Origin of the sequence: Rhizobium sp. BK377, assembly GCF_014193935.1 — a bacterium.
GTDB lineage: Bacteria > Pseudomonadota > Alphaproteobacteria > Rhizobiales > Rhizobiaceae > Rhizobium.
This window is the reverse complement of sequence record NZ_JACIAC010000006.1, coordinates 47,397-59,570: the sequence shown is the minus strand read 5'-3', so window position 1 is coordinate 59,570 and position 12,174 is coordinate 47,397. Positions and strand designations below refer to the sequence as shown.

General features: G+C 60.2%; 10 protein-coding genes. 5 read left to right on the top strand and 5 right to left on the bottom strand.

Annotation, left to right across the window (positions count from 1 at the left end; genetic code table 11):
- Positions 1-296: 296 nt before the first annotated feature.
- From FHT92_RS22075 to FHT92_RS22060, 4 genes are all read right to left on the bottom strand, one after another.
- Positions 297-3,443, bottom strand: a complete 3,147-nt coding sequence (locus tag FHT92_RS22075; RefSeq protein WP_183829328.1) for an efflux RND transporter permease subunit — start codon at positions 3,441-3,443, stop codon at positions 297-299.
- Between the two features lie 25 nt (positions 3,444-3,468).
- Positions 3,469-4,608 (bottom strand): efflux RND transporter periplasmic adaptor subunit, encoded by a 1,140-nt coding sequence (locus FHT92_RS22070; RefSeq protein ID WP_183829325.1) that lies wholly within the window; start codon positions 4,606-4,608, stop codon positions 3,469-3,471.
- A gap of 49 nt (positions 4,609-4,657) precedes the next feature.
- Complete coding sequence (locus tag FHT92_RS22065) at positions 4,658-5,266, bottom strand: TetR family transcriptional regulator (protein WP_183748472.1); 609 nt, start codon at positions 5,264-5,266, stop codon at positions 4,658-4,660.
- Positions 5,267-5,415: 149 nt separating this feature from the next.
- A complete protein-coding gene (locus tag FHT92_RS22060; protein WP_183748470.1) occupies positions 5,416-5,847 on the bottom strand; it encodes an OsmC family protein in 432 nt (143 codons plus the stop codon).
- 172 nt (positions 5,848-6,019) lie between these two features.
- Here FHT92_RS22060 and FHT92_RS22055 point away from each other — a divergent pair, with 172 nt between their 5' ends.
- The 4 genes from FHT92_RS22055 to FHT92_RS22040 all read left to right on the top strand — a co-directional run bounded on the left by FHT92_RS22055 (position 6,020) and on the right by FHT92_RS22040 (position 9,342).
- The gene (locus FHT92_RS22055) at positions 6,020-6,775 is read left to right on the top strand and encodes a FadR/GntR family transcriptional regulator (protein ID WP_409527165.1); all 756 of its coding nucleotides are present in this window, start codon (positions 6,020-6,022) and stop codon (positions 6,773-6,775) included.
- Positions 6,776-6,845: 70 nt separating this feature from the next.
- A complete protein-coding gene (dgoD, locus tag FHT92_RS22050) occupies positions 6,846-7,994 on the top strand; it encodes a galactonate dehydratase (protein ID WP_183829319.1) in 1,149 nt (382 codons plus the stop codon).
- Positions 7,995-8,088: 94 nt separating this feature from the next.
- The gene (locus FHT92_RS22045) at positions 8,089-8,484 is read left to right on the top strand and encodes a DoxX family protein (RefSeq protein WP_183829316.1); all 396 of its coding nucleotides are present in this window, start codon (positions 8,089-8,091) and stop codon (positions 8,482-8,484) included.
- A gap of 78 nt (positions 8,485-8,562) precedes the next feature.
- On the top strand, positions 8,563-9,342 hold the full coding sequence (locus tag FHT92_RS22040) for an SDR family NAD(P)-dependent oxidoreductase (protein WP_183829314.1): 780 nt from the start codon (positions 8,563-8,565) through the stop codon (positions 9,340-9,342).
- 328 nt (positions 9,343-9,670) lie between these two features.
- Here FHT92_RS22040 and FHT92_RS22035 read toward each other — a convergent pair whose 3' ends face one another.
- Positions 9,671-10,894 carry an adenylate/guanylate cyclase domain-containing protein gene (locus FHT92_RS22035; protein ID WP_183748460.1) on the bottom strand — a complete coding sequence of 408 codons (1,224 nt, stop codon included), beginning with the start codon at positions 10,892-10,894 and terminating at the stop codon, positions 9,671-9,673.
- A 340-nt stretch (positions 10,895-11,234) separates the two neighbouring features.
- Here FHT92_RS22035 and FHT92_RS22030 point away from each other — a divergent pair, with 340 nt between their 5' ends.
- Positions 11,235-12,146, top strand: coding sequence for an SMP-30/gluconolactonase/LRE family protein (locus tag FHT92_RS22030; RefSeq protein ID WP_183829311.1), 912 nt, complete (start codon positions 11,235-11,237; stop codon positions 12,144-12,146).
- The last annotated feature ends 28 nt before the right edge of the window (positions 12,147-12,174 follow it).

The following is a 12,174-nucleotide window of genomic DNA, read 5'->3' as shown; positions in this document are numbered from 1 at the left end:
TTAGCGCCATCACCTTCTCGTCTGCTTCCGCAGCTTGACAACTTGCGGGCGCCGGCGGAAATCGAGGCATTTCAATGTGAAGCGAGCCCCGAGGAGAGACCGGTTCAAAACCCTTTCCCCTCCATCCTGCGCGATGATGGCGCGCGCGATCGCATGCTTTCGCAGACGCTCTACTACTGCCGCAAACACCATGGCCGCTGGAAAATGTCGGGCTTCACCGCTACCTGCCGAACCCTATGGCCTGAGGCAAATATAGGCTGAAACAAAAATGGCGCGGCCTCGACCGCGCCATTGTCTCATTCGGCTGCCAATGCCGGCGGATGATGGATATCGCCGTCCGCCTCTTCCTGGTTGGCATTGGCATGTTCGTCATTCCTCGTCTTCGGCTCGCGGCCGAAGAACAGGGCGTAACCAGCCGGCAGCACAAGAATGGTCAGGACGGTCGCGACCAGAATGCCGCCCATCATGGCGTAGGCGAGCGGCCCCCAGAAGACACCGCGCGAGATCGGGATCAGCGCCAGCACCGCTGTCAGCGCCGTCAGCATGATCGGCCGGAAACGTCGTACCGCCGCGCCGACGATCGCCTCCTGTCTGTGCATGCCTGCCTTGATATCCTGGTCGATCTGGTCGACGAGGATGATCGAGTTGCGGATGATGATGCCGAGCAGCGCGATAACGCCGAGGATCGCCACGAAGCCGAAAGGCGCACCGCTGATCAGCAGCGCAGAGGCCGCACCGATGATGCCAAGCGGACCGGTGGCAAAGACCAGCATCGCCTTGCCGAAATGCTGCAGCTGAGCCATCAGCAGGATCATGATGACGACAAGCATGATCGGCGCCTTGGCAGCGATCGAGGCCTGGCTTTCGGCCGAATCCTCCGCACCGCCCTGGATCTCGATCTTGTAGCCGGCCGGCAGGCTGTCCCGCAGGTCCTTCATGTCATTGTAGAGTTTGGTCACCACGTCGTTCGACTGGACGCCGTCAGGCAGCGTCGCGCGGACACTGATCGTCGGCAGGCGATCGCGCCGCCATTCAACGCCCTGTTCCATGGATGGCACGACCTTGGCGATCTGCGAGACCGGAACATAGCCGCCGAAATCCGTCGGCACATAGACCGAGTTGACGGCCGAGAGCAGCGAACGGTTGGCATCCGGCTCGCGGGCGACGATGGAGACCGTTTCCTCGCCGTCGCGGAAGTCATCGAGCGGCGCGCCGGACATAGCCGTCTGCAGCATTTGGCGAACGCGCTGCGAGGTGACGCCGAGTGCACGGGCACGGTCCTGGTCGATCACCAGCTTCATTGCCGGCACCGGCTCCAGCCAGTCGTCGTGGATGGCGCCGAGCATTGGATCCCTCGTGAAGCGCTCCTTCACCTGATCGGCAATCTTGCGCACTTCCGCACGGTCGGGACCCATCACGCGCATCTGCACCGGCCAGCCCGTCGGCGGGCCGAGGAAGAGGCGGTCGACCTTGCCTCGGATGTCAGGGAAGTCTTCCGCGAGGATCGTCCTGAGCTTGGTGATCAGCCGTTCGCGGGCTGGCTCGTCATTGGCCATGATCAGCAGCTGGGCATAGTTCGGGTTACGAAGCTGCTGGTCGAGCGGCAGGAAGAAGCGGGGTGCGCCCTCGCCGATATAGGTGGCGATGAACTTCTTGTCCGGATCGTCCATCATCTTGGCTTCCAGCGCCTTTGCCTGGACTTCCACTTCCTTGATGCTGGTTCCCTCGGGCAGCCAGAGATCGACAAGGATTTCCGGACGTGAAGACTGCGGAAAGAAGTTCTGCGGGATGAACTGGAAGCTCCAGAGGCTCGCCACGAAGGTGCCGAGCGTCAACGCAAGCACGATGACGCGGTGGCGTACCGCCCATCCGACGGTATGGCGCAGGCCGCGGTAGAAACGCGTGTCGAACACGTCGTGATGTTCCCCCGCATGATGACGCTGTTTCAGGATCATGTAGCCGAGCCACGGCGTGAAATAGACCGCCACGAACCACGAGGTCACCAGCGCGATGCCGACGACATAGAAGAGCGAGCGCACATATTCGCCGGCCGTCGACGCCGCAAAGCCGACAGGGATGAAGCCGGCGGTTGTGATGAGCGTGCCGGTCAGCATCGGAAAGGCTGTCGAGGAATAGGCGAAACTTGCCGCATCGATCTTGACGAGGCCTTCCTCGAGCTTTCGCTCCATCATTTCCACGACGATCATCGCATCGTCGACGAGCAGGCCAAGAGCGATGATCAGGGCGCCGAGTGAAATGCGCTGCAGGTCGATGCCGAGTTCGTACATGATGGCGAATGTCGCAGCCAAGACCAGCGGAATGGCGATGGCAATGACAAGACCGGAACGCCAGCCGATCGACACGAACGAGACGACGAGCACGATGGCGAGAGCTTCACCGAGCGCATGCATGAATTCGCTGACAGCATCCGTGACGACGTCAGGCTGGTTGGAAATCTGGTCAACGGCGACACCATAGGGCAGCGAATCCTCGAAACGCTTGTAAGTCGCTTCCACGTCCTTGCCGACATCGGTGACCTTGAAGCCCTTGGCCATGACGACGCCGACCTGCACGCTTTCGTGACCATTGTAGCGGTACTTGCGCTGGTAGGGATCTTCGAGGCCGGAGGTGACGGTGGCGATATCGCCAAGGCGCGTCACCTGATTGCCGGAACGCAGGCGCAGTTCTCTGATGTCCTCGACCTTGTGAACATTGCCTTCGACGGAGATGCGCACCGAGCGCAGGCCGGTATCGACATTGCCTGCCGGATCGACGGCATTCTGGCCCTTGATGGCGTTCTGAAGATCAGGGATCGTCAGGCCACGCTCGGCGAGCGCCTTGGACGAGACGTCGATATAGATCTTCTCTGGCTGATCACCGATGATGACGGCCTTTTCGACGCCCGGCGTCGTCAGCAGCATGTCGCGCGCCTGGATCGCGAATGTCTTCAGCTCCGGATAGGAATAACCATCACCGCTGATCGAATGCAGCGTGATGAACGTGTCGCCGAATTCATCGTTGAAATAGGGGCCGAGCAAGCCCTGCGGCAGATCGCTGTTGATGTCGCCGACCTTCTTGCGCACCTGATAGAAGGCGTCCGCCACCTGGGCGCTGTTCGTATCGCCTTTCACCTGCACGGTAATGATCGTGCTGCCGGCACGCGTATAGGACTTCACCCAGTCGAGATGCGGGGTCTCCTGCAGCTTGCGCTCGATCTTATTGGTGACCTGGTCTTCCATGTCCTGAAGGGAGGCGCCTGGCCAGAGCGCCTGCACCACCATGACGCGGAAGGTGAAGTCGGGATCTTCCTTCTGGCCCATACGGGTCAGGCCGAGCACGCCGGTGATGAGGATCAGCCCGAACAGGAAGCGGGCGATGCTCGGATGGCCGATTGCCCAACGTGAAAGATTGAAGGGCCGCTTTTCAGTGGTGGTGCTGTCCATGATTCTGTTCCCTTTTTCTGGCCGTTCAGCGGACGGCTGCGTCCGTTTCGGCCGAAGCCGACTGCTGGCCGGGAAGCTTGACCTTCAGGTTTTCGCTCATGAATTGCGTGCCGGCAGCCACGACGAGGTCGCCGCTGCCGAGACCCTTGGCGACACGCACGCCATCGCCGGTGAAATCCGCGATCTCGATGTCCCTGACATGAACGGTTTCACTGCCGCGATCGACAGTCCAGACAACTTTCTTGCCGTCTTTTTGCGCCAGTGCGCTGAGCGGAATGGAGACGTAGGTATCGCTGTTGCCGACATCGGCCTCGATCGTCGCCGTCATGCCGAGCAGCACACGCGGATCGTTCGGCAGGCTGACACGTACTGCGAAGGTGCGTGATTGCTGGTCGGCACTGCCCGCGACCTCGCGAACGGTTCCGTCAAGCACGAGCTTGTCGTCGGACCAAAAGCTCGCCCTCACGGTCTTGCCCGGCTTGAACTGGGCAATATCGTTTTCTGGCACCGCGATCTGCACTTCTTTCTCGCCATCGACGGCAACGGCAACGACCGGCGTGCCGGAACCAACGACCTGGCCGACATCGGCATTGATGGTCGTCACGATACCATTCTGATCGGCCTTAAGCTCCGTGTAGCTCACCTGGTTCTTCGCCTGATTGAGCGCGGAAGCAGCGGCATCACGGGTCGAGATCGCCTGATCGTAGCTGAGCGAAGCCTGCTCGGCCTGCGATTTCGGCGCGACATTCTTGTCGAAGAGCTGTGCGGCGCGACGGTTGACGATATCGGCCGTTTCGACGGCCTTTTCGGCAGCAGCAAGGTTGGCTTCGGCTGTCTTCACAGCGAGTTCATAGTCGGTCGAATCCATCCGCGCGAGAATATCGCCGGGCTTCACCCGCTCGCCGATATCGACGAGACGCTCGGTGATCTTGCCGGCGACGCGGAAGCCGAGGTTCATTTCCGTGCGCGCCCGCACCGAGCCGGAATAATCAAGCGTGCGGGTATCGCCGGCCTTGGCGATCTCCACCACCTTGACCGGACGGATGACCTCCTTGATCTCTGCTTTTTCTTCCGTGCAGCCGGCGACGCCGAGCCCGACTGCGCCTACGAGCGCGAAGCTCACGACGGACGGCATGCGGTTGCTGAAAGTCTTGAGCGAAAACATCTTTCGCACTCCTGATTGTTCGGGTTTTCTCGGGCGGCGTTTGCCGCGCTTATTTTTTCAGAGCCCTGATCGCAAATTCGATCAGTTCGTCCACGGCCGCCCGGTTTGTCTTGGCAAGACATTGGGCCACCATCTGCGGATGGCAGAGATTGATGGTCGCCGCCCCAAAGCAGCGGGAGGCGACCTCGGGATCCTGTTCGGCGAATTCGCCGGCGGCGATGCCCTCGCGGATGACATCGGCAAGCAATGCGTGAATGGAATCGATGTGCCTCTCGATGACATGCCAGTCGCGTTCGATCGCGACGATCACCATCTCATGCACCTTCTGCTGATCGAGCATGGTGTCGAGCGTCAGCTGGTATTGGCTGCGCACGTATTGGCGCAGCCGGTCGGAAGCGCTGATCTTCTGATGGCAGATATTGGCTGCAAGCTGATAGGCGGCTGCCAACATCCGGCCGCAGATAGCCTGGTGGATTTCGACCTTGGAGGCGAAGAAGCGGTAGATATTGGCGGGCGACATGCCGAGTTCGCGGGCAACATCCGCAACTGTGGTTTTGGCATATCCATAGTGGCGGAAGAGCCGCTCGGCCGCATCGAGGATGCGGGTTACATTTTCCTGCCGTGTGACGTCCAGCGTGGTTTCCGCGATGTCATTCATGGTTTCAGGCCTGATGTTTACGATTGACGAATTTTGATTTTCATCATTCGTAAAATATCAGTCTTCGATTGTCAATGATTTTGCGGTGCAAACCAAAAATGCCGCAGCCTGGGCAAGCTGCGGCATCAGAACGAAAACAGATTAAAGGATCATGCCAGCTTGACGTCGAGCGTGATCGGAACGGCAGAAAGTGCCTTGGAAACCGGGCAGCCAGCTTTCGCCATGCCGGCAAGTTCTTCGAACTTCGCCTGGTCGGCGCCGGGAATGCTGCCCGAGAGCGACAGGTGGATGGCGGTGATGGCAAAGCCGCCTTCAACGCTTTCGAGCGTCACCTTGGCCGACGTTTCCATGTGGTCGGCCTTGAGGCCGGCTTCGCCGAGGATCAGTGACAGCGCCATGGTGAAGCAGCCTGCATGGGCAGCGCCGATAAGCTCTTCCGGGTTGGTGCCGGCAACGCCTTCGAAGCGGCTTGCAAAGCCGTAGGGATAATTGCTGAGCGCGCCGCTCTGGGTCGAGATCTGCCCCTTACCGTCCTTGAGACCCCCCGACCAATGGGCCGAAGCTGTACGATTGATCTGCATGCCGTCCTCCTGTTTCGATGATTTTCGAAGCGTTGCGCCGCTCCACCGCGAAGGACACTGCGCCCTTACGACCGGCAATATAGTCCTCTATCCGCGGAAGACGACACCAGATTGAAGTCCAATCATCATACAAGAGAATTGTTTATGTACGATGATTGTTTTAGGATTGGTGATGAGGACTTTTTCTATGCAGCCTGCAGCAAGCCGCGACGAAAGGAGTTCGGCGCCCGAGCGCCGGCCGCGCGTCCGCCGTAACGTCACGGCGGCGATTGCCGGAGATATCTGCGCCAGCCGCTATGCCGCCGGCGCGCTGCTGCCGCGCGAAAACGACCTCTGCGACCTCTATGGCGTCAGCCGCACCGTGATCCGCGAATCTCTGAAGGTGCTGGAATCCAAGGGGCTCATACGTGGCAAGCCGCGCATCGGCACAACAGTCTGCGACAAGGACGAGTGGAATATCCTCGATCAGGACGTGCTCGAATGGATGGGGCCGCATCTCGGCAATTTCGACCTGTTGGCAAGCATCCTTGAAGCCCGCCGCACTATCGAGCCGGCTGCCGCCGAATATGCCGCAAGCCGCGCAACTGCCCAGGAGATCGCCGATCTGGAGGAAGCCTGGCGGCGCATGCAATCGGCAACCGATGACCCCGAAGCCTTCACCGAGGCGGATCTCCTCTTTCATACGGTGCTTCTCAAGGCGAGCCATAACCAAGTATTCCGCCGCCTTTCCAGCGCCATCCATGCCGCACTAAAGTTTGCGCTTCATGCTTCGAACCTCGCCGTGCTCGATCACCGCGAGGCGATCTCCTTGCATGGCAAGGTGGTGGAGGCACTGCGCCTGCGCGACGCGTCGGAAGCGCGCGATTGCGTCAACCGGATTCTCGATCTCGCCGGACGCGACCTCACCACCGCCGGTCGGACCAAATAACCGAACTCAGAACACCATCGGCGGCTTCGTTCGCCGATGAGAACACGAAGCTAAACGAAAGCAGACGTCCATGAAGATCACCAAACTGACCACCTATATCGTCCCGCCGCGCTGGCTGTTTTTGAAGGTCGAAACCGATGAAGGCATCGTGGGTTGGGGCGAACCGGTTGTCGAAGGCCGCGCGCTGACCGTCGAGGCGGCCGTCCACGAACTCGCCGATTACCTAATCGGCAAGGACCCGTTCCTGATCGAAGACCACTGGACAGTCATGTATCGCGGCGGCTTCTATCGCGGCGGCGCGATCCACATGTCGGCGATTTCGGGCATCGACCAGGCGCTCTGGGATATCAAGGGCAAGGCACTCGGCCAGCCGATCCATTCGCTGCTCGGCGGCCAGGTGCGCGACCGCATCAAGGTCTACAGCTGGATCGGCGGCGACCGCCCTTCCGACGTCGCCCGCAACGCCAAGGACGTCGTCGCCCGCGGCTTCAAGGCCATCAAGCTCAACGGTTGCGAGGAAATGCAGATTGTCGATACCAACGAGAAGATCGACAAGGCGGTCGAAACCATCGCCACCATCCGCGAGGCGATCGGCCCGCATATCGGCATCGGCGTCGATTTCCACGGCCGTGTTCACAAGCCGATGGCCAAGGTTCTCGCCAAGGAGCTCGAGCCCTACAAGCTGATGTTCATCGAGGAGCCGGTGCTGTCCGAACACCGGGAAACCCTGAAGGAAATCGCCAACCATTGCTCGACGCCGATCGCGCTCGGCGAACGCCTCTTTTCCCGCTGGGACTTCAAGTCGGTCCTGTCGGACGGCTATGTCGATATCATCCAGCCGGATCTGTCACACGCCGGCGGCATCACTGAATGCCGCAAGATCGCTGCCATGGCCGAAGCCTATGATGTGGCGCTCGCGCCGCATTGCCCGCTTGGGCCGATCGCGCTTGCCGCCTGCCTGCAGGTCGATGCCGTCTCCTACAATGCCTTCATCCAGGAGCAGAGCCTCGGCATCCACTACAACAAGGGCAACGACATCCTCGATTACATCTCCAACAAGGAAGTCTTCCAGTACGCCGACGGCTTCGTCTCCATTCCGCAAGGACCCGGCCTCGGCGTGGAAGTGGACGAAGCCTATGTCATCGAGCGTGCTAAGGAAGGTCACCGCTGGCGCAACCCGATCTGGCGTCACGGAGATGGAAGTTTTGCCGAATGGTAAGTCCAAGGGCTGCGAAAGCGGCCCTTTTTTCACTCGCCTGTAGGATAGCGGATATCTCGTCCGTCATAATGGAAGCTCAAAGAGGAGATTTCACATGGCCAGAGCAAGCGCAATCATCATTGCCCGCATCATCTTCAGCTTCGTCTTCTTCATGGCTGCCGGCTTCAAGTTTGCCGATATCGCCGCGACCGCCGGCTACATCACCTCGGCCGGATTTCCGGCGGCTACATTCCTTGCCTGGGTCGCCGCCTTCTTCGAGATCGCCCTGGCACTCGCCTTCATCACAGGCGCCTTCTTCAGTGAAGCGAGCCTGCTCGCCGGCATCTATGTGATCTTCCTTGCCTTCTCCTTCCACGGCCCATCGCTCTGGCAGCAGAATCAGGCCGAGTTTGGCTTCTTCGTCGATCACTTCACCTTCCTCGCCGGCCTTCTCTTTGCCGCCGTCCACGGACCGGAAAAGTGGGCGCTCCGCCATAGCCTCCCGAAATAACGTCTCGCCACGCCCGATCCGGAACCAAGAGCCGCCCCGATCATTGCCTTTACCGGCAACCGCAAAGAGGAGCGGCTCATGGAATTGCAGGGAAAGATCGCATTGGTGACCGGCGCAGGCTCCGGCATCGGCAAGGCGACTGCATTGAAGCTCGCAGCCGAAGGCGCCAAAGTCGCGGTGCTGAGCCGCACGGAAAGCGAGGTGGCGCAGACCTGCGGGGAGATTGTCGCCGCAGGCGGCCAGTCGATCGAACTGACTGCCGATACCAGCGACGAAACGCAGATGCGCGCCGCCATCGATAAGATGACCGAAAGCTTCGGCGGTATCGACATCGTCGTCGCCAATGCCGGCATCAACGGCGTCTGGGCACCGATCGACGACCTGAAACCCGACGAATGGGATCAGACCATGGCCGTGAACCTGCGCGGCACATACATGACGCTACATCTCACCGTACCCTATCTGAAGATGAACGGCGGATCGATCATCGTCGTCTCCTCCATCAACGGCACGCGCACCTTCACCACCCCCGGCGCCACAGCCTATACCGCGACCAAGGCCGGTCAGGTTGCGATGGTCCAGCAACTCGCACTCGAACTCGGCAGACACGGCATCCGCGTCAATGCCGTTTGCCCTGGCGCGATCGAAACCAGCATTTCCGCCAACACCACCACGCGCCATCGCGAGCAAACCGAAGTGCCCGTCATCTGGCCGGAGGGCGAAATCCCGATCACCGGCGGCAAGGCGGGATCGAGCGACGATGTCGCTGAAACGATCCTCTTCCTGGCCTCCGAACGCGCCCGCCATATTACCGGAACGCCGGTCTGGATCGACGGCGGACAGGGATTGCTGCGTTAGAGCGCTTCCAATCAGTCGGTACTCCCATGTGCATAGGCTGCAGGGGCGGCATAGGGAAGCCTGTGGGCGAAAACGCGAAGCGATCCTCAATGGATCCGGTTCATTGCTCAGACAGTGAATTCGAGTCGCTTTACATCCCTCCGGTCAACCGGATCATCAGCAGAGTGCATAGGATGCATAGCTTGCATAGGTTTTTCCTTACCTACGCGAAGAAATGTCAGATATTCGTATCACATATAACGAATCTGACATTTCCTGGAAGGCGCAGGAAACTGCCTATGCATCCTATGCATCCTATGCAGGTCCTGAACGTGGAGGATCTTGCTGGTCAGCCGTTCAGCCGCGCGCTTTCCAGCGTGTAAAGCAGTTGCGGGCGCTTGACGCCGCGCAGTGCATAACGACCGATGCAGGCGAGAACATCCCGCTGCTCCCTCGGGATCCCGGCGGCAAAATCCGACGACATCAGCACGTTGAGATCGACCGAACGGCAGATGGATGCGATGCGGCTCACCTCATTGACCGCCGGCCCGATAACCGTAAAGTCCAGCCGGTCCTGGCTGCCGATATTGCCGTAGAAGACATCGCCGATATGCAGGCCGATGTAGACATCCGTCGTCGGTCGCCGGTCCACTTCGCGTGCCGCGTTCAGCGCCGCAAGTTTCTGCCGCAACAGGCGCTCTGCCTCCAGCGCCGCAGAACAGCTTTGAGCCGGATCCTCGCCCTTGAAGATGGCGAGGACGCCATCGCCAATCAGCTTCAGCACATTGCCGCCGGCCTCATGGATCGCGGTGATCACCACCTCGCTATATTCATTGAGTAGCGGAATGATTTCTTCCGGCGCCGAATTGTCGGAAATCTTCGTGTAGTTCAGCAGATCGGAAAACCAGAGTGCTGCCGATATCCGCTCGGATTTGCCGCGGGAGATCTTGCCGTCCATCACCTGGCGCGCGGCATCCTCGCCGAGATAGACCTCGGCGATCGTGCGGGCAATACGGGCAAGCGCCACGCATTTGATCGCCAGCCCCAGCACCGGCACCAGTTTGCGCAGGATCGCAAGATCCTGGTCGGAAAACCCTTCCGGGTGCTTGGTCGAGAAATGCGAGAAGAAGCAGTCCATCTCGCCGATCGTGCCGGCCTGGGCAAAACGATGCGCCATGGCGATGTAATCGGTATGGCCGAGCGCATGGATCTGGTCCAGCATGATGAAATCGGTCGGATCGCCGAAGCCGATCCTGCGCCGTACCTCTCTGTCACCGCTTGTCCAGAGATGGTAGAAAGCCGAGCGGCGCCAGGTTTCCAGCCCCTGACCTTCGCCCGAAGGACCGTATTCGAATTCGCCTCCGAAGTTCGCTTCACTTTCGCTGTCCCAGCGGAAAGCTCGCCCCTCGTGAACCGGATGCAGCGTGTCCATCAGCGCCATGGCGCGATCGAGCCGCATGCCCGCATTCCGGCAGGCCTCGCAGAAGCCGGCCAGCAGTTCCGCTTCGGTCGCGCCCTTCAAGCCCTGTTCCGTCACCCATGCCGCGATTGTGCCGACGTCGCTATAGTCCATGCGCTCTCCTCACTACCGGTAAGCTGTAGCGTGAATCTGCCGCAGATGGAAAGACAATCAACACCGGATTGGTGCCTGAGAGATCATTGTATAGCCGGCATATTACAGGGCGCGATGATTTCCGCGGCTGAAAATATGGCGGCGATGGATTCCTGATTTATACCGTACGACCGCGACCTGACGCTCGGCGGTCTCGCGCCGAAAACCCAGGCGCAGCCGAGGCGTGAAGCGCTACGGGAAACTGGCCGGACAAAATCTTCAGGGCCTCTGCAGCGAGGCTCTGGCACGTTCACCCATTTGCGGCTACGAAGATGCAATATCGATCTGGGAGGAATCGGGCATGGCTGGAAGCGAATTTTATGACGTCAAAGACGAGCGTTTCCGAGCGCTGATCGCCGGCAGCGCAGTGCTGGAGGAGCTTTACACAGGCTGCCGCTGGGCCGAGGGGCCGGTCTGGTTTTCCGATCTGAACTGCCTGATCTGGAGCGACATTCCGAACGAACGCATGATGCGCTGGGTGCCGGATGGCTCGGTCTCCGTTTTCCGCTCGCCTTCCAACTATGTCAACGGCAATACTCGCGACCGGCAGGGCCGCCTCGTTTCCTGCGAGCATGGCGGCCGCCGCGTGACCCGCACCGAGCCAGACGGCCGCATCACCGTGCTGGCCGACAGTTACAACGGCAAACGGCTGAATTCTCCGAACGACGTCGTGGTCAAGTCCGACGGCTCGATCTGGTTCACCGACCCAAGCTACGGCATCATGTCCGACTATGAAGGCCACAAGTCTCCGGAAGAACAGGAGACGCGGAACGTCTATCGCATTGACGCAGCGACCGGTGATATCGAAGCCGTCGTGACGGACTTCATCCAGCCGAATGGACTGGCCTTCTCCCCAGATGAGCGCCAGCTTTTCATCGCCGATTCCGGCTCCTCCAATCATGACGTACCGCGCCATATCCGCGTATTCGATGTCGTGGATGGCCGCAAGCTGGCAAACAGCCGCTACTTCTGCTCGATCGACACCGGCACGCCCGATGGTTTCCGTTTCGACATCTCCGGCAATCTCTGGACGAGCGCGGCTGACGGCGTGCACTGCTTTGCCCCTGACGGAACGCTGCTCGGCAAGATTAAGGTGCCGCAAACCGTCTCCAACATCACCTTCGGAGGCCCGAAGAAGAACCGCCTCTTCATCACGGCGACGCAATCGCTCTATTCGATCTATACGACGACGAATGGTGCGCAGTACCCGTAAAGTCTGACTGACGATCGCTGCGCCGCAG

Excerpts from the sequence above, each read along its gene's own strand:
- FHT92_RS22055 (WP_409527165.1), top strand. The coding sequence starts at position 6,020 with ATGAGGACTTTTTCTATGCAGCCTGCAGCAAGCCGCGACGAAAGGAGT.
- FHT92_RS22035 (WP_183748460.1), bottom strand. The coding sequence starts at position 10,894 with ATGGACTATAGCGACGTCGGCACAATCGCGGCATGGGTGACGGAACAG.
- FHT92_RS22075 (WP_183829328.1), bottom strand. The coding sequence starts at position 3,443 with ATGGACAGCACCACCACTGAAAAGCGGCCCTTCAATCTTTCACGTTGG.
- FHT92_RS22030 (WP_183829311.1), top strand. The coding sequence starts at position 11,235 with ATGGCTGGAAGCGAATTTTATGACGTCAAAGACGAGCGTTTCCGAGCG.
- dgoD (WP_183829319.1), top strand. The coding sequence starts at position 6,846 with ATGAAGATCACCAAACTGACCACCTATATCGTCCCGCCGCGCTGGCTG.
- FHT92_RS22045 (WP_183829316.1), top strand. The coding sequence starts at position 8,089 with ATGGCCAGAGCAAGCGCAATCATCATTGCCCGCATCATCTTCAGCTTC.
- FHT92_RS22040 (WP_183829314.1), top strand. The coding sequence starts at position 8,563 with ATGGAATTGCAGGGAAAGATCGCATTGGTGACCGGCGCAGGCTCCGGC.
- FHT92_RS22065 (WP_183748472.1), bottom strand. The coding sequence starts at position 5,266 with ATGAATGACATCGCGGAAACCACGCTGGACGTCACACGGCAGGAAAAT.
- FHT92_RS22060 (WP_183748470.1), bottom strand. The coding sequence starts at position 5,847 with ATGCAGATCAATCGTACAGCTTCGGCCCATTGGTCGGGGGGTCTCAAG.
- FHT92_RS22070 (WP_183829325.1), bottom strand. The coding sequence starts at position 4,608 with ATGTTTTCGCTCAAGACTTTCAGCAACCGCATGCCGTCCGTCGTGAGC.